The sequence below is a fragment of the Candidatus Benthicola sp. genome, from assembly GCF_058719085.1.
Map to the genome: position 1 here is coordinate 1 of NZ_JBZQEK010000064.1, position 17308 is coordinate 17308.

Sequence of the window (17308 nt, forward strand, 5' to 3'; positions counted from 1 at the left end):
CCGGAACCGAACTGCAGGAACTCGGCCGACGAACCCCCGTACGCGGTGTTGTCGCTGGGGATCTGGACAGGATTGTCCGGGTCCGTCTCCGTCGTTACCTGCGCCCAGAGCAGTCCCGGCAGGGCAACCACCATAAAGAGGGCGGTTACCGCTCGACTGATTAGCCGCATGAAAACCTCCTAAAGGAGCTGGTCAATTCCCGTGGGGAGCCGAAGCCCCCCACGGGTCCGGTTCTCGTCAGTTCTGCCCCGCGAAGTTCACGATCGTGAACTTGCCGACATGATCGTCGCCGTTGGGCGTCACGACATGGAAGAAGTACACGCCGCTCGCAACGAACTGGTTGTTGCGGTTGCGGATGTTCCACACGGCCCGGCCGCCACCCGTCGGATCGTCATGGTTGACGATGTCCACCAGGACGCCCGTCAGGGTGTAGATCCGGATCGTGGCCTGCTCGGGCAGGTTCACGAACATCAGCTGCTTGGTCGTCGGGCTCAGATCGTACTGGCTCGTGGCCAGGTACGGATCCGGCACCGTGTGGACCAGCGTGAGGTCCGTCTCGCCGCCGAAGTTCGTGGCCTCCTCCACCAGCCAGTTGAACACCAGGCCCGGAATCAGCACCGGCCGGCCTTCACTGCGGTTGGTGGCCGTCGGGTTGTAGGCGTAGCCGCTCGGATCGTCGCTGTCGAACGTCGCCGCGTTCGAGTTGATCGCGCCCGAGTAGCTGCGCAGCGTCCACACCGTGCCCGCCGGCGGCAGCGCGGCCATCTGGAAGATGAAGCGCTGACCGCTGATGTACATGCCGAAGCCCTGGCCCGTACCGGTCCAGGTCGCGGCCCCGTTGGCCGGATCGGCCCACGCGTACTCGAAGTCCGCGATGTGCACCGTGCTCAGCGTCGCCGTCGGCTGCATCGGAATCGCCGCGGGGATGTTCGTCTGCAGATCACCCCCGTCGAACGCGTTGCAGTCACCGCCGCCGAAGATCGACTCGTCGTTGATCTGATCGTACACACGCGGCATGGCGTTGAAGTCCTGCCAGTCGATCACGCCGTTCCCGTTCGCGTCCGAGATGAACCCGTACGTCGCGTCCGGGAATCCGGTGTGCGGCACGTCCACGTTGTGGGTGATGTCGCGCACCGTCACCGTGCCGCCCTCGCCCCACGTCACCTGCACGTCCGCCTGACGGCCGTACAGCGCGTTGGCTCGGTCGTGACACTGCTTCTCGAAATCGATCTGACTTCCCGGAGGTCCCTGCGGTCCGATCCCGGCCGCTATTGAAGCGGCATCGAACGGCGTATAGGCGACCGGCGCGAAGATCGTGTCCACGCCCTCCAGGTGCCCCACCCGCATGAAGCGCGTCGGGTCCGGAGTCGTCTCGTTCTCCCCGTCGAACCACCGCGAACCGCCGTGCCGGAGTCGCGTGACCATGCTCGAACCGCCGCTACGACGGTTCTGCGGGCCCTCGGCCGAGCTGTAGTTCATCGCCTCGACCATCGTCGCGTCCGCCGTCGCGAGCCCCGAGCCCTCCGGGATCCCGAACTGGTCGAGCGCCTCCTGGTCGAACGGCACCGTCACCGACACCCAGTTCGCCGTGATCGAGGGCGACGTACCGAACGCGCCCCACCACTGCACGCTGGCCTCGCCCAGGATCGTCTGCGGGTTGCCGTCGATGTCGGTGTAGCTCATCCACACCTTCTCGCACACCGCGAAGCTGCTCCCGCCCAGCGGGCACAGCGCCGTCGGCGTCTCCTCGTCGGAGCCGGGATCGAACACCGTCGTGATCGAGTCGATCGTCACCTGGAGCTGCAGCTGCGGCAGGAGCCGCGGCAGCAGCGGCGCGAACGACAGTTCGATCCGGTTCGTCGGCGGCATCGGACCCGACCACGTGCCGTCCTCCGGATCCACCGTCGGCATCGGCGCGCCCGGATCCAGCGGCGTGCCGTCGTCGCCCGACAGGGCCACCTGGAGCTCCGCACCGACCAGGTTCGGAGCGTCCTCTCGCGGCACCGTGGACTGCGACACGCGGGCCGACCTCAGCGAGGGCGGGCCCGACGCCTGCGAGTTGATGTCGAACGCCGTCACCGAGTAGAAGTAGGTGAAGTTGTTCGTCACCTCGAGGTCCACGTAGAAGAACGGAATGCCCGTGTCCGTCAGCGGTGAGGACGGGCCTCCGGCTTCGTTGATCCCCGGAACCGTCAGGCTGAGCGGAATGGCCGACAGATCGGCCGACCGCGCCACACCCGTGCCCGGCAGACCCCCGTCCACGCCGTTGTTGAACAGGAGGTCCGAGCTGTTGATCGGGCTCGCGAGGAACGTGCCGCCCGCACCCGGCGCGAACGGACACGTCTCACCGGCCACGAAGCCGACGACCGGAGTGCCTTCCCGCGTCACGCCGACATCCTGGTCGGGCGCGACCGTCTCGCACGTGTAGTCGAAGAACGTGGTGCCCGACTTGTCGAACTGCGCGATCAGGCTGAGAGCACCCGGATCGCCGCCCCGCCACACGCGGTAGCCCTCGACGTCGAACTCGCGGTAGTTCGGGTTATACAGGGGGCTCGTTTCGTCGCTCGCCACCTGGTAGAAGGGGTCGCCCAGCTCCTCGGTCGGGCTCTCCTCCCAGATCACCGTCACGTTGCTGTCACCCGGCACCAGGTAGAACGCCGGCGCGTCCGGCGCGAACCCGAGCAGGAAGCTCGAATCGAAGATCGACTGCGCCACCAGCGCACGACCGAGCAGGCTGTTCGGCACCACTTCGACCGAGAACTGGTCCAGCTTGTTGTCCGGCGCTTCGAGGAATCCGGCCAACCGGCCCGCCGGATCGGCACCGACATACTGATACCAGCCGGCGCCCTTCTCGATCGGCTTCACCGGGTTCGCCGTGCGCACGTCCGTGCACCCGGTGAGGTCGTTTCCGGCCACGGCTTCGGGAGTGCAGCCCCGCGCGCTCGTGAACCCCGGGTGGAACGACGGGTCACCCGGCGGATTCGAGTTCGCGTCCGCGTTCACGGTGAGGCCGCTCGTCGTACCGTCCGGAAGGGTCTGTACCGTCGCCGCCGCGATGTAGGCCACCACGATCGTCGCCGGCTCGTCCTCCGGGCTGAGCTGGAACGGGCCCGAAGACTGATAGAAACGGGTGTCCGCCGCTTCCTGGTAGATGAAGCAGACCGAACGCTCGACGAGGTTCGGATCCGCGGTGACCACCTCGGGCTCCACGTTACAGGGGTTGTCCCCCTGCGACGGGTTGATCTTCCCGGACAGGTAGCGCCACAGCTGCTTGTCGTTCTGCGGGTCCGGGAACCCGAAGCTCGCGTTCAGGTTGGCGGAAAAGAGCGTCAGCCCCACTTCCTCGGGCGGCTCGCTTCCGGGGCGGATCGGGCTCCTCAGGTACTTGATCCCGATCAGACCCGGCGCGTTCGTGAAGAACGGCGGGAAGAAGATGTCCGGGGTGTACGCGAACTCGGGCGCGTTGAATCCGCCCGTGTACGAGATCCCCACGTCGAACGGAAGAATCGCGGTCGAGAAGTTCTCGGTCGCGTCCGACACGTCCATGTCCGTTCCGAACGCCCCGTACAGCTCGCCGATCGTGTAACCGGCCGCCGGAAGGGCATCGTCACCGCCGAAGAACTGCGTGTTGTTCAGGCGGCGGAACTCTTCGGTGTTACTGACGTTCTCGAACTTGTAGATGAAGTAGATGAGCGACTCGTTACCGGCCGGATAGTTCCAGGCCAGGCTCCGCTGCGTCACCTTGATGCCGAGCGGGTGCTCACGGCCGGAAATCCTCGCCGGGTCCCCGTCCCAGTACTCCACGTAGGAGTCCTGCTGCGACGCCGCGTTACGACCCCACAGGATCGGCTGGAACAGCGGATCGCCGACCTGGATCTGAGCCTCGGGCGGCCAGTTCGCCAGATCGTCCGGGTTGAGCGAGTCGTAGATGTTGGTGAGCGCCGAGCCGTGCTGCGTCGTCCCCTTCGGATCGAAGAAGAACGCCGCCGTGGTGTCGTTCGCCCACGGGCCTCCATCCTCCTGGATGATACCAGCGATCTGGAGGCCGGTGTTGAAGATGTACGCGTTGGGCGAGCCAACGGGCCAGAATCCGCCGCCGCCGGTCGGGCTGTCGAACACATCCGTGCAGATATAGCCCTGGTTGTTCAGACCGCACTGCAGCTGATTGCCCGTAAGCACCGCCGTCGGTCCGGCGAAGAGCGAGAACGAATCGTCCTGGCTCCTGGCACGCTTGGCCTCCGGAGAGACGTCGCCGATAGCCGTCGTACCGGCCGCGAGCAGGAGCCCTGTAAGCGCCCCGCCCCAGACCAGCCTCCGGCCGTTTCGGCCGAGCCGTGCAAACATGCTGAGTCTCATGGCCACTCCTGGTCTTTCGGGTAGCGGGGAGCGGTCGGGCCGTGACCGCTCCCCTAGCCGTCGTTATAACCTCAGCGCCTCTTAAAAGGCGACTCTGAGACCGAGCCGGAAGAGCTGATCAGACGTATCGAATCGGACGTTCGAACCGAAGTTGTTCTCGTACTGCTGTCCGAACGACCGCACCTGCTCTTCCACGGTGAAGATCCCGTCTCCGTTCCCCCACCGCTCCTCGGCTCGCATGAGCGAGAACTTGTTGTAATCGGTCTCCGGCGACTCGGTCGCGATGTCGAAGTCGCGAATCAGCGGATCGCCATCGAGGCGCGGGTCCGTCAGCGACGTCAGGAGCTGCGCGTCGCGGAACTGCTCGTTGACGATTCCCGCCGTCTCCAGGAAGACCGTGCTGTAGTTCGAGAGGTTGAACGGGTTCCGCCAGTCCACGAACACCTGGATGTTCCAGTTCTGACCGAGCTGGAAGCCCTTGAAGAACCGCATGTCGAACGAGGTCGTCCACGGCGTCTGGGCGTTGCTGATCGAGCTCTGCGGACGACCTTCCAGGCCGGCGGCGCTCGGCGGACCGATCTGGCCGTTCCCCGTGTTCACCAGCTTGGTGAACGGCAGTCCGCTTCGCACCCTCAGGATCGCGAAGACCCCGAAGTCCGACAGAATCGCACCCGCGACCGAGCCTTCCATGTAGTCCACCGGGAACTGCAGGCTGCTCGTGAGCGAGATGTTGTGCGCCCGGCTCTGCTCCAGCGGCAGCAGCACCTCGGGCGGACGCTCCGGCTCCCCGGTGAGGAGCGCGAGGTTCGAAACCGCCCTCAGGATCAGGCTCGTGTACGTGAACGGGTCGGATCCCGTGCCCCGAGCGTCGATGAAGCTGTACGCCAGGCTGTTCACCGACAGGTTGCCGAAGGTCTTGTCGACCTTGGCCTCGAAGCCGTTCGATTCCGTCCAGTCCTTGTTCGTGATGACGTTCAGGAAGACCGTCGCGCCTTCACGGTTCGGATCGCCGAAGGGCAGCTTCCGCGCCGCGAGGGCCGAACGCTGCTTCTTGTTGAACGCCGAGATGTCGATGACCAGGTCCTGGCCGATCAACTGCCGGTATCCGAACTCGAAGGTCCGGGTGCTCGGCATGTCGACGTCACGACCCCAGATCTGGTTCGTGTTGGCGTTCACCAGGTCGAAGTTCGTGTTCTGGAAGAACCCGACCGTCTGCGCCGCGGTGTTCGCGAAGCCGCTCGCGAAACCGTTCGTGGTGAAGAAGGCCGGCGTCTGTACGAACCGGCCGTAGCTCAGCCGGAACGTCGACGTCGGGGTCACCGGGAAGCTCGCGCCCAGCCGGGGGCTGAACTCGGACTTCGTGGTGCCCTCGATGAAGTTCGACTTGCAGGGCGCGGTCGGATCGAACGAGTCCGGGCCGCAGGCGTTCAGCGGCACATAGCTGCCCGTCTCCGAGTCGTAGCGCGTGAATCCCTGCTTCAGGCTGTCCGGCACGTTGAACACGAACCCGGGGACCGTGGAATACTCGGCTCCGGGATCCAGGTAGTCCCACCGGACGCCACCCTCGAGCACCAGGTCACCGATGTCGAGACGGTCCTGCAGGAAGGCACCGATGCGTGTCGGGGAGCCCTTCTCCGGAAGCGGCACGCCCGTATACAGCGGGATGTTGTTCGCCAGCATGTCGATGCCGATGTACTCACCGCCGAGCTTGACGCGGTTGAAGCGTCCGATCTGCCAGTCGAGGCTGGCCCGCAGCTGCAGGCGCTCCTCGTTGACCTTCTGCAGACCCGCGTTGCCGTATCCGTTGATGGAGAATCCGGTGCGCATGCCGTAGGGGTTCGCGCGCAGGTTGTCGGCCAGGCCCGTCAGCGACTGCGACGCGCTCAGCTGATTCTGCTGCGGATAGTACCGCATGCTGTCGTACGGCACGCCGTTCGAGCGGTATGCGTTCAGGAACTCGTCGTCGAAGTCGAACGCATTGAAACCGGTGACGTTGAAGTCATCCGGGATCAGGAACTCGGGATTGCTGAACGCGAAGCCGAGGAACGGATCGCGGTTGTCCTGCCACCACGAGTTCGTGAGCGTTCCGCTCGTGAACCGGTCCGTCTGGTAGCTCGCACGGACGTCGAGGGCGAGCTGCTGGTCGGCCGTCTGGGTGATCGTCTGGAACCACCCCAGCGTGAACACGTTCCGCGTGTTCAGGTTGCCATCGTAGTTGTCCACCCGGAACAGGTCGGCGAAGCCGCCGCGACCGTATCCCTGACCACGATTCCGCGTGTACGCGAAGTTGATCCGCGAACCGCGCGGCAGCTGCCAGTTCAGGTTGACCGTCCACAGGTCCGACTGGCTCCAGTTGTACGGATTGGTCCGGGCGTTGTCCCACGGCACGAACCCGTACGCCGGGATGTCGACGAAGTCGGTGGCACCGGCCGTGCTGGAGGACCGGGCCTGCTCGAAGATCGCCGGCTGTCCCGCCGTGCAGATCCCCGCGTACTGCGAAAGGTCCGGGCAGGTGTCGATGCCGTTGATCACGAACCGCTCGGGGGCCTCTTCCGTGTGGTTGGACTGCTGACCCTGGAAGGTCCCCGCGAGGAAGAACGTCAGCGGACCGACGATCGGGCCGCCGAGCGTCAGCTCCGCACGGTTGAAGTTCGTCCGCCAGGAATTCGTCACCTGGTCGGTCATGAACTCCAGGGAGCCGGTGAACTGCGCGCCACCCGACCGGGTCACGTAGCTGACGACGCCCGACTGGGCCTCGCCGAACTCCGCCGCGAAGGCGCCCACGTTCACGTCGACCTGCTCGAGCGCGTTCGTCGGCAGGTTGACGTTCTGCGCCTGCGCCTGACCGAACGAGCGGATCAGCACACCGTCGATGAACACGGCTTCCTCGTTCGCACGACCGCCGCGGATCGTGGTCCCCTGGTTCGTCTGGATGACGCCAGGCTGCAGCACCACGATGCTCGAGGTGTTGTCGATCGGAAGCTGATCGATCGTTTCACCCTGGACGATCGACTTCGTCGAGGTCTGGTCTCGCGGAACCAGCGGGTTCCGCTCACCCTCGACGGTGATCGCCTCGAGCTCCACGGCCGTCTGCTCCAGCTCGAAGTTCAAGGTCGTCGTTTGACCGGCGAGGATTCGCTGACCTTCGATCACGAAGGGCCGGTAACCGATGAACTGAGCCCGCACGCTCTGCAGACCCGCCGGCACTTCGTTGATGAAGTAGAATCCCTGGTCGTTGGTCAGATTTCCGAGGGTCGTTCCGTCCACGACGACCTGCGCTCCCGCGATCGGAGCACCCGTCCCCGCGTCCGTCACACGTCCCTGGATCTTTCCAGTGCTTGCCTGACCGAATAGCGGACTGAACGCGAAGAGCGTCAGTCCGGCCGCGGCCAGGCCCGCCCGAAAAGCCCCTCTCAACGAATCACGAAGCATGGATCACCCTCCTCAGGGCATTAAGGAGAAGCGTCGACCGCACCACGCGACCACGAGACGAGAGCCCCCTCGCGGCCCTTCGCGTCTTAATCGCGTCCGGGTCGACCAGTGAGTGAGAGACGACTGAGTTGGAGAACCACAGGATCTCCTGGGTACGAACGAAGATGGAGCCGATAAGACCCTCCCCTTGCTGGAGGAATCGGGTCGCCGGAAGGCCTCGTGCCAACCGACCTCCTGTCGAGCCTCGTGCCGTTCGTTCGCCATCATACGTCCCTTCGTGCGGCGGAACGTCGAACTGACGAGGGACAGCGTAACCAGTGCCTCTATTACGACAGAACAGATTCTATATGCAGCGCACCGCCCGTGCGCTCATGCATTCGTCGATGGGCCCACGCCGGGGCCACACCTTCACAAGCGAGAGTCCGATACAAGGTTTGGCAGGCAGACTCTCTTCATTTTGTCTTCGCCTCGAGCCCGCAGTCCTTGCTCTCGGCGCGGGGGAAGCTTACGGACGCACCGAAACAGTGTCAATAGTCCGCGGCCTCCCGGCAACCTTACCATCGACGGTATCGCGAGCCGTCGTAAGTAACGCTGCCTGAACTTGGTTGGAAAAGCTGAGGCCCCGCGCCACGCGTGTCAACCTGAGCCGGTGTTCCCGTCGGTTGTCGAGGGGCGATTGTCGGGTTCCCCGGCAGCCTCCACGACGAGTCGCAGGAACCTCCGCTTTCCTCTTTGCACAACGTGCGAGCCGGGGGAAACGTGACAGTCCGGGTCCCGCACCACCTCGCCGTCCACCCGCACGCCACCCTGTTTCACGAGGCGCCGGGCCTCCGAAGACGAGCTCGCCAGACCCGAGCGAGCCAGCGCGTGACCGATCCACAGCGTTCCCTCCGGCCCGGCCGCCAGCACACAGGTCTCCAGGTCTTCGGGAACGTCCCGCTCGCGGTGCACCCGGTCGAAGGCGCTGCGCGCGTCGCGTGCGGCCTCCAGACCGTGGTAACGGCCGGTGACGGTCTCGGCCAACCAACGCTTGGCGGACAGGGGATCCTCCCGGGCCGTCCGGGTCCAGCGCTCGCGTTCCGGGCCCGCCGCGCCCGAGGCCAGCCCGATCCACTCGGCGAGCAGCGAATCGGGGATGGACATCGTGCGTCCGAACATCTCGGCCGGCTCCATGGCGAGCCCGACGTAGTTGTCGTAGGACTTCGACATCTTCCGCTCGCCGTCCGTGCCCCGGAGCAGAGGCAGCAGGACGCACACCTGTGGCTCCTGGCCCGCCTTCTCCTGCAGGGTGCGCCCGAGAAGGAGGTTGAACTTCTGGTCCGTGCCTCCCAGCTCGACGTCCGCCTCGAGCGCCACCGAGTCGTACGCCTGCATCATCGGGTAGAGGAACTCGACGAGGGAAATCGGACGTTCTTCGGCGTAGCGCGCCGCGAAGTCGTCGCGTTCCAGCATGCGAGCCACCGTGTACTGGCCGGTCAGCCGGAGCACGTCCTCGAGCTTGAGGGGCGAGAGCCAATCGCTGTTCCGCCGGATCTCGGTCCGCTCCGGATCGAGGATCCCGAACACCTGCTCCCGGTAGGTCTGGAGGTTTGCCTCGATCTCCTCGCGACTCAGCATCGGCCGTACCTCGCTCTGGCCCGACGGATCGCCCACGAGCGCCGTGAAGTCGCCGATCACGAAGACGACCTGGTGGCCGAGATCCTGAAACGTCCGCAGTTTGTGGATGGAGACGGCGTGGCCGATGTGCAGGTCCGGACGGGTGGGATCGAACCCCTGCTTGACGATCAGGGGCTTCCCCGATTCGCGGGACCGCTTCAGCTTGGCCACCAGCTCGGGCTCTGGAACGATTTCCGCGACTCCGTCGCGGATCCGCTCCAGCTGCTCCTTTACGGGGAGAAACATTCGTCGTCCACGTTCGTAGGAATGGCATCGCGATGCATCGAGATTCCTGGAAGCGCACAGCATAGATATGACGGAGAGCACAGGCAACAAGAGATTCCGGCTCCCCCGGTTCGGCCCGCGCGCGTGGTGGATCCTGCTCACGGCGGTGGTGGCGGGCATCGCGGTGGTCGGAGGCCTGGCCTGGGGGACGTGGGTTCACATCTGCGACCGATGTCCCTCGATCGCCCAGATCTATGCGTTCGAGCCCAAGGAGGCGACGCGGGTCTACGGGGCGGACGGGTCCGTGCTGCACGAGTTCGCGATCGAGCGACGCACCGCGATTCAGTTCGAGCAGATCCCGCAACACGTGATCGACGCCTTCGTGGCCGTGGAGGACAAACGATTCTGGTCGCACCACGGAATCGACTACCTGCGTTCGGCGCGCGCCGTGATGGAGTTCGCGTTCGCCGGCTACGACGCCGCCGGCGGAAGCACCATCACGCAGCAGCTGGCCGGCAACATGTTCGCATCGATCGTGAACCGTCAGGACATCTCGGTGCGGAGGAAGCTCCGGGAGATGCGGGTGGCCCGTTCGATCGAGCAGGCGTATACGAAGACCGAGATCCTCGAGGCCTACCTCAATCAAATCAATTTCGACGGCGTCTTCGGGATCCAGAACGCCGCCCAGCGCTATTTCAGCAAGGACGCGCGCGACCTGAACCTGCCGGAGGCGGCCACCCTGGCGGCCATGCCGGTCCGGCCGAGGACCTACAACCCGATTCTGAACCCGGAGCGCGCCCTGTCGCGCCGCAATCTCGTCCTGAGCGTGATGGCGAGTCAGGGAAGGATCACCCCCGAGGAGGAGGCCGCGGCTCGCGCATATCCGCTGATCGTCAACTCCGGCCCCCGGGACGGTGCGACCGCTCCGTACTTCGTGGAGTGGGTGCGGCGGATCCTCATCGAACGATACGGCACGCAGATCTACGAGGCCGGCCTCCGGGTGTACACGACCCTGGATCCGGCCCTTCAGGCGGTGGCCGACTCGGCGCTTCACCGGCAACTCGACTGGATCGAGGGACAGCCGGGCTTCGAAGCGCCGACGTACCGGGAGACTCGAGGGTGGTCCGCCGACAGCCTGGCGGGCCCCGACATGCCGTACCTGCAGGGGATGTTTCTGGCGGTCGACCCCGCCAACGGAAACGTCCTCGCGATGATCGGCGGGCGGGATTTCGAGGACTCCGAGTTCAACCGGGCCACGCAGGCACAGCGACAGCCGGGCTCGCTGTTCAAGCCCTTCGTGTACACGGCCGCGATCGAGAGCGGGATGCCCGCCTCGGAAGTGATCTTCGACACGCCGATCGAATTCCCCCAGCCCGACAGCTCCATCTGGTCGCCGAGCAACTTCACCAATGATTTCCGGGGCCCGGTGACCATCCGGGATGCACTCGCCGCCTCCATCAACGTGGTGGCCGTGAAGGTGGGGCTCCGGGTGGGCCTCGAGACGGTGGCCCAGTATGCGCACCGGATGGGCGTCAACTCACGGGTGGACCGCGTGCCCTCGATGGCGATCGGCTCGCCCTCCGTGCGTCCGCTGGAGATGGCCGAGGCCTACACGACCTTCGCGAACCTGGGCGTTCGCGTCACCCCGCGGGCCATCCTGAGGATCGAGAACGTGGACGGAGAGGTTCTCTGGGAAGCTCCGGTGGAACGCGAGGAGGTGCTCGACGAGAGGACTTCCTGGGTCATGGTCTCGATGCTGCGCGACGTGGTCGACCGCGGCTCGGGCATCCGCATCCGCTCGCTCGGCGTACCGTGGGAGATCCCGGTGGCCGGAAAGACCGGGACGACCAACGAGCTCACGAACACCTGGTTCATCGGGTTCACGCCGGAGATCGTCACCGTCACCTGGGTGGGATTCGACATGCCGGCGCGCATCCGCGATGACGCCCAGGGCGGCCGCGACGCGGCGCCCGTGAATGCCGACGTCCTGAAGTACTTCTACGCGGACCGTCCGCCACCCCCCGCCTGGCCCCGGCCGGCAGGCCTGATCGAGAGGCGGGTGGACCGGACGACCGGGATGCTGGCCACCCCGTGGTGTCCGGCCTCGGCCGTCTACACCGAGGTGTACATACCCGAGACGGAACCGCGCGAACCCTGCGACGTGCATGGACCCCTGGGCACGCGGGCGTGGCCGGACAGCCTCGGCGCGGTGTCCGACTCGATGGCTCCCCCCGTCTCGGACGACTTCGACTTCTAGCGAGCCGGTGGTGGGGGGGGATCCGCTACGCGCTCCCCGATGAGCGGAACCGCCTCGCCGGGCTCCTCACCGATCTCGTAGGCGTCCTGGAGACGCCGCACGGCGGCTGCCGCGGCATCCTCGGTCCGGGCGTGCACCACCGCGATCGGTTGACCGCGCCTCACCGGATCTCCCGTTCGCGCCAACAGCTCGAGACCGACGGCCGGGTCCACCTCGTCCTGGACCCGACGCCTCCCGGCTCCCAGTTCGACGGCGGCGATTCCGATTCGGTACGCATCCGCCCGCACGACGAAGCCGTCGACCGGCGCGGTCCATTCCACCTGGAGCGGCGCCTCGGGAAGTCCCCGGCCCTCCGGTACGACGGCCGGGTCCCCTCCCTGTCGCTCCACGAGACGCGCGAAACGCTCCAGCGCGCGCCCATCGTCGAGGATCCGCTCGAGCTCCCGTCGAACGGTCGGGACTTCGTGGTCCTCGAGACGCCGGGCGGCCACCGCGGCTTCGGTCGCGAGGGCGACCGTGACCTCCCGGAGGTCCGATGGGCCTTCGCCGCGAAGGCACTCCAGCGCCTCCCGGACCTCGAGAGCATTCCCCACCCTGCGGCCGAGCGGCTGCTCCATCGCCGTGAGAAGGGCGGTGGCCCGCACACCCTCGGCCCGGGCCAGGTCCACCAGGGTCCGGGCGAGCTCGAGGGCCCGGGACCGGTCGGGCATGAACGCACCGGAACCGAACTTCACGTCCAGCACCAGCGCCTCGATTCCCTCAGCGACCTTCTTCGACACGATGCTCGACGCGATCAGCGGGATGGACGGAACGGTGGCGGTCACATCCCGCAGGGCATAGAGACGCCCATCGAGCGGCGCGATCTCCGGAGTCTGCCGGATCATCGCACAGCCGGTGTCCGAGAGAACGGCGAGAAACTGCTCGAGGTCCAGGTCGGTGCGGAAGCCGGGAATCGCCTCCAGCTTGTCGACGGTGCCACCGGTGTGCCCGAGGCCACGCCCGGACATCATCGGCACACGCACACCGTGCTCGGCGAGCAGGGGAGCCAGGACCAGGCTGACCTTGTCGCCGACTCCGCCCGTCGAGTGCTTGTCGACCGCGGGCGGACCGCCGTCCGCTCGAAAATCGAGACGCTGCCCGGATTCGATGATGCTCCCCGTGAGGGCGCTCAACTCCGCACCGCTCATCCCGTTGAGCAGCACCGCCATCAGGAAGGCGGACATCTGGTAGTCGGCCACCTCACCGGACGCATACTCCGAGAGGAAGCCTCGCAACTCATCGGGTGTGAGCTCGTCGCCGTCGCGCTTCCGCGCAATCAGCTCCTGGGCGAGCATGAGCCTCCGGGAAGGGGGAGAGGAAGCGAGTGCCGGGACTCAGCTGCGGAGACGTTCGCGGCCGCGGTCGACGGCGTCGACGAGCTTATCGCCGGTTCGGTCGGCGCTCCTGCGGGCCCGTTTGGCGAGACGCCGCGTCTCGCGCGCCGCCCGGTCGGCGAGGTCACGAGCCTCGTCTCTCGCGTCTTCCAGAGTGTCGCTCGCGACGTCGGTCCACTCTTCCGCCTTGCGGGCGATCTGGCGACGCGTCCGGGCACCGCTCTGCGGCGCCATGAGGAGTGCCGCCGTCGTCCCCACCAGCGCGCCGATGGTCAGACCGGCGATGAATCCGAGCACGTCTCTGTATTCGTCGTAGTCCATGTCCCTGCCTCCGGAATGGGATCGGTGCGAGCCTTCAAGATGATGTCGTGCAACGCCTGATGCCAATAACCTGTACGCACCTGAAAGTGCCGTCGCTTGCCCGTCGCCCTGCATTCTCTACTTTCACTGGCCTCGATTCACACCATCCGATGGGTGCGCTGATGACCGACCACCGAAGCGGAGACGACATACGGCTTCCGGCGGCGTCTCTGGCCGCTCTGGCCGATGCCGCGCGTCGTGCCGGCGAGCCGGTCGCGGAGACCGTCCGGAAGGCGGGACGGATCGCGGGCGAGTCCCTCGCGCGCGAGCTGGGGCGAACGCTCTCCTTCGCGGAGCTCGACGCTGACGATTTCTGGAGCGCCGTGAACTCCGTGACGGAAGCTCGCGGCCTCGGAACGTTCGAGTATCGACGCGAGATCGGGGGCCACGCCCAGCTCCTGGCGCGGAACACGGTCGAGTCGAGGCTGGGCCCGGTGGAAGCGGAAGGTTCGCCCGACCATCCGTTTTCGGAGGGCCTGTTGGAGGGCCTCCTGGGAACGGCGGCGGAGGAGGTGGTGGGAGTCGTGTGCACCCCCGCCGATGGAGGAGAGGCCGTACGCTTCGTGATCGGGGCCCCGGTTCTCCTCAGGCATCTTCGCCTCCGGCTCGAGCGGGGCCTGCCTTTGGATGCAGCGCTGGAGGGTTTCTGAGGCCGACACCCGGACGAGTCGTGGCGCTGGACTACGGGCGCCGCCGGATCGGCGTCGCGGCCACGGACCCTCTGCGAACCATCGCTTCGCCGCACTCGACCGTGCGGAACGAGGATCCTCCCTCGGAACCCCCTCCAGCCCTTCTCCAGCTGATCGGCGAGCTCGAACCGGCTCGTGTCCTGGTGGGTATTCCCGTGCACATGGACGGCACGCCGGGAGAGATGGCCGCCGAGGCCAGACGCTTCGCCTCCCGCCTGCGGGAGCTCACCGGCTGTGCGGTGGCGGAGCGGGACGAGCGCCTGACCAGCTACGAGGCGGAAGAGATGCTGCGCGAGATGGAGCTTCCGCGCCGCCGTAAGAGGCAGAAGGGGCTGACCGACATGCTTGCCGCCACCGTCCTGCTCCGGGAATTCCTCGACGAGGAGGCCGGGTGACCGGCAAGCGAGTCGCCGGCCTCGTCGCTCTGGCCCTGCTGGCGGCAGGTTTCGTCGGCTGGGTGCTCACGGACCCGCCGACGCACGTCCGGGACGGGGAGAGCATCGAGATCGTGGTGCCCCGGGGGGCCGGAGCGCTCTCGATCGGGCGTCAGCTCCGGCAGTCGGGCCTCGTGCGGTATCCGCGGCTGTTCGCGCTCGCCGCCCGCCTCAAGGGGGTCGAGGGGTCGCTCAAGGCCGGTCGCTACCGGGTCACGGGTGGCATGGACTGGGGCGAGATTCTGGATGTCATCGCCGCCGGAGAGGTCGTCACCTTTCCACTCACCGTGCCCGAAGGGTTCACGCTCCGGGAACTGGCTCCTCGCGTGGCGGAGGCGACGGGAGTGGATCCCGACTCGGTGCTTCGCCTGGCCTCCGACTCGGGCTTCGTGGCGCGAATGGGCGTTCCTGGGCCTACTCTCGAAGGGTACCTCTTCCCGGAGACGTATCGTTTCGCCGAAGGGCTCGAGCCGGCCGACGTGCTCGCCGAGCTGGTGGCGCGCTATCGGGCGTACTGGACTCCGGAGCGGCGGGCCCGACTTGACAGCCTGACCCTCGACGAGAGGGAACTGGTCACGCTGGCCTCCATCGTGGAAGAGGAGGCGAGGGTCGAAGCCGAGCGGCCGATCATCGCCGGGGTGTACACGAACCGGCTCGAGATCGGCATGCTCCTGCAGGCCGATCCCACGGTCCAGTACGCTCTGGGCGAGCCGAAGTCCCGGCTCCTGTTCGCCGATATCGACCGGGTGGCGGACGACCCGTACAACACGTACACCCACGCCGGCCTTCCACCGGGACCCATCGCGTCCCCGGGAGCCGCTTCCCTCGATGCCGCGCTGTATCCGGCAGACGTTCCCTTCCTCTTCTTCGTGGCGCGGCCGGATGGGTCGCACGAGTTCACCCGGACGAACCGCGAGCACGTCAACGCCACGAACCGGATCCGCCGTGAACGGGGAGAGTGAGCTGGGACGCCGGCTGCGTCTCCTTCTGCTGACCGATCCCCACCCGGCCGCGGGACCCATGTTCGAGGTCGTGTCCGAATGCCTGAAAGCCGGGTGTGGCGCAGTGCAGCTCCGGGACAAGGAGGCGGAGGCCGAGGAGCTATACCGCCAGGCCCTGAAGCTGAGGCAGCTCACGCACGCGCACGGCGCCCTCTTGTTCGTCAACGACCGGTGGGACGTGGCGGTCGCCGCCGGAGCGGACGGAGCCCACCTCGGTCCCGAGGATCTGCCCATCGGAGAGGTGCGGCGTCGCGTGCCCGCCGGGTTCCTGCTCGGCTATTCGACCGATGACCCGGCGATCGGGGCGAGAGCCGCGCGAAGCGGGGCGGATTACCTCGGAGTCGGCGCCGTGTACGGAACGGCGTCCAAGCCCGGACTGGAAACGGAGGCGATCGGGCCGGAGCGGGTGGGCGAGGTACGGCGGGCGTCGGGTGTGCCTTGCGTCGGGATCGGAGGGATCGAGCCGGGAAACGCGGGCCCCGTGGCGGCGCAGGGAGCGGGCATCGCCGTCCTCGGCGCCGTCATGCACGCCCGGCGGCCGGGAGAGGTCGTGAGGGTCCTGCTGGAAGAGATCTCCCGGGCCCGCTGAATTCGGGGCCCGGGAGCCCGCCCGTGCGAATCAGCTTCCGATTGGCGTGAAGTCGAAGTTCTGACCTCCGATCGATGCCTCGGCCATCAGCCCTCCCTTGGCCTTGGTCACCACGGCCACGCCCTTCGAATAGTCGATGTCGGCCGAAGCGCCCTTCTTCACCGCCACCGCCGACGCCTGACCGCTGAACTCGAAGTTCCCGGTCTTGAAGCGATCGAGGTCTTCCTTCCCCTTGAAGAAGATCACTTCGATGTACGACTGACCGCCCGCCTGCAGCCCGATGCTGGCCTGGGTGAGCTCGGCCTGGCCGACCAGGTCGCCCTGCTCGTACACGAGCCCGTTGCCGTGCGCCCCTCCCACGATGAAGCCCCCCTTTCCGACGCTCGGAAAGACGACGTAGCCGTACGAGTCGTCGAAGAAGCGCTGCAGTCCGGGGTCGGCCGTCGTCATCTCCTGTATCGCCTGGGCGACGTCGATCTTCTTCTTCTCGAGGTCGTAGTCCGTGTCCTGCGCCGAGGCGCCGGGCGCCAGCAAGACGACGAGGCCGAGGACGGTCAGCGCCGTCCTCCAGGGGGCCTTCCGAGTGGTCCGCATTCTCACGTTCCGTCTCCTGTGCAATCAACCATGGTCCAATGGAGCTCGACGACGGAGTCTCCGCAGCGTAGCGGCGCAGGTTAGCGCGAGGTCCGGAACGGGGCAACGGAAGCGGAGGGAGCCCATCGGGGTCCATGAGGCCTGTAGGAACGGGGAAGGCCCCACGACGCGGTTGGTGCGTGTGGGGCCTTCGTGTGAAGGGCCGGCGGTGACCTACTCTCCCACGGCCTGAGGCTGCAGTACCATCGGCGCTGAGGGGCTTAACTGCTGGGTTCGGGATGGGACCAGGTGTATCCCCCTCGCGAGAACCACCGGCACTTGTCGCTGCCGCCGAGAATGGCC

Annotated in this window: 11 protein-coding genes and 1 rRNA gene; 5 read left to right on the forward strand and 7 right to left on the reverse strand. The window is 66.7% G+C overall.

Annotated elements, in window-relative coordinates:
* Window positions 1-237 precede the first annotated feature (237 nt).
* From AC36XV_RS05165 to tyrS, 3 genes are all read right to left on the reverse strand, one after another.
* On the reverse strand, window positions 238-4356 hold the full coding sequence (locus AC36XV_RS05165; RefSeq protein WP_492202615.1) for a hypothetical protein: 4119 nt from the start codon (window positions 4354-4356) through the stop codon (window positions 238-240).
* Window positions 4357-4437: 81 nt separating this feature from the next.
* Window positions 4438-7788: a TonB-dependent receptor gene (locus AC36XV_RS05170; RefSeq protein WP_492202616.1), complete on the reverse strand. Its 3351-nt coding sequence runs from the start codon at window positions 7786-7788 to the stop codon at window positions 4438-4440.
* A gap of 636 nt (window positions 7789-8424) precedes the next feature.
* Complete coding sequence (gene tyrS, locus AC36XV_RS05175) at window positions 8425-9690, reverse strand: tyrosine--tRNA ligase (protein ID WP_492202617.1); 1266 nt, start codon at window positions 9688-9690, stop codon at window positions 8425-8427.
* A gap of 67 nt (window positions 9691-9757) precedes the next feature.
* Between tyrS and AC36XV_RS05180 the strand changes: the two genes are divergently transcribed.
* Complete coding sequence (locus AC36XV_RS05180) at window positions 9758-11926, forward strand: penicillin-binding protein 1A (protein WP_492202618.1); 2169 nt, start codon at window positions 9758-9760, stop codon at window positions 11924-11926.
* Here AC36XV_RS05180 and AC36XV_RS05185 read toward each other — a convergent pair.
* Both AC36XV_RS05185 and AC36XV_RS05190 read right to left on the reverse strand, forming a co-directional pair.
* Entirely contained in the window at window positions 11923-13260 is a 1338-nt protein-coding gene (locus tag AC36XV_RS05185; RefSeq protein WP_492202619.1) for a thymidine phosphorylase, read from the reverse strand. The genes AC36XV_RS05180 and AC36XV_RS05185 overlap by 4 nt on opposite strands.
* Before the next feature lie 39 nt (window positions 13261-13299).
* Complete coding sequence (locus AC36XV_RS05190; RefSeq protein ID WP_492202620.1) at window positions 13300-13620, reverse strand: YtxH domain-containing protein; 321 nt, start codon at window positions 13618-13620, stop codon at window positions 13300-13302.
* Between the two features lie 161 nt (window positions 13621-13781).
* Here AC36XV_RS05190 and AC36XV_RS05195 point away from each other — a divergent pair, with 161 nt between their 5' ends.
* The 4 genes from AC36XV_RS05195 to thiE are packed head-to-tail and all read left to right on the forward strand — an operon-like array spanning window position 13782 to window position 16372.
* A complete protein-coding gene (locus AC36XV_RS05195) occupies window positions 13782-14309 on the forward strand; it encodes a hypothetical protein (RefSeq protein WP_492202621.1) in 528 nt (175 codons plus the stop codon).
* Between the two features lie 20 nt (window positions 14310-14329).
* Window positions 14330-14743 carry a Holliday junction resolvase RuvX gene (gene ruvX / locus AC36XV_RS05200; protein WP_492202622.1) on the forward strand — a complete coding sequence of 138 codons (414 nt, stop codon included), beginning with the start codon at window positions 14330-14332 and terminating at the stop codon, window positions 14741-14743.
* Window positions 14740-15744: an endolytic transglycosylase MltG gene (gene mltG, locus AC36XV_RS05205; RefSeq protein WP_492202623.1), complete on the forward strand. Its 1005-nt coding sequence runs from the start codon at window positions 14740-14742 to the stop codon at window positions 15742-15744. The genes ruvX and mltG overlap by 4 nt, the downstream gene beginning before the upstream one ends.
* Window positions 15728-16372 (forward strand): thiamine phosphate synthase, encoded by a 645-nt coding sequence (gene thiE / locus AC36XV_RS05210; protein ID WP_492202624.1) that lies wholly within the window; start codon window positions 15728-15730, stop codon window positions 16370-16372. The genes mltG and thiE overlap by 17 nt, the downstream gene beginning before the upstream one ends.
* 30 nt (window positions 16373-16402) lie before the next feature.
* Here thiE and AC36XV_RS05215 read toward each other — a convergent pair whose 3' ends face one another.
* Both AC36XV_RS05215 and rrf read right to left on the reverse strand, forming a co-directional pair.
* Window positions 16403-16966 (reverse strand): lipid-binding SYLF domain-containing protein, encoded by a 564-nt coding sequence (locus AC36XV_RS05215; protein WP_492202625.1) that lies wholly within the window; start codon window positions 16964-16966, stop codon window positions 16403-16405.
* 200 nt (window positions 16967-17166) lie between these two features.
* Window positions 17167-17282 (reverse strand): 5S ribosomal RNA (gene rrf, locus AC36XV_RS05220).
* Window positions 17283-17308: the final 26 nt, after the last annotated feature.

What these genes read in the sequence shown, in the direction of transcription:
- AC36XV_RS05165 (WP_492202615.1), bottom strand. Translation starts at nt 4,356, where the DNA reads ATGAGACTCAGCATGTTTGCACGGCTCGGCCGAAACGGCCGGAGGCTG.
- AC36XV_RS05170 (WP_492202616.1), bottom strand. Translation starts at nt 7,788, where the DNA reads ATGCTTCGTGATTCGTTGAGAGGGGCTTTTCGGGCGGGCCTGGCCGCG.
- tyrS (WP_492202617.1), bottom strand. Translation starts at nt 9,690, where the DNA reads ATGTTTCTCCCCGTAAAGGAGCAGCTGGAGCGGATCCGCGACGGAGTC.
- AC36XV_RS05180 (WP_492202618.1), top strand. Translation starts at nt 9,758, where the DNA reads ATGACGGAGAGCACAGGCAACAAGAGATTCCGGCTCCCCCGGTTCGGC.
- AC36XV_RS05185 (WP_492202619.1), bottom strand. Translation starts at nt 13,260, where the DNA reads ATGCTCGCCCAGGAGCTGATTGCGCGGAAGCGCGACGGCGACGAGCTC.
- AC36XV_RS05190 (WP_492202620.1), bottom strand. Translation starts at nt 13,620, where the DNA reads ATGGACTACGACGAATACAGAGACGTGCTCGGATTCATCGCCGGTCTG.
- AC36XV_RS05195 (WP_492202621.1), top strand. Translation starts at nt 13,782, where the DNA reads ATGACCGACCACCGAAGCGGAGACGACATACGGCTTCCGGCGGCGTCT.
- AC36XV_RS05215 (WP_492202625.1), bottom strand. Translation starts at nt 16,966, where the DNA reads ATGCGGACCACTCGGAAGGCCCCCTGGAGGACGGCGCTGACCGTCCTC.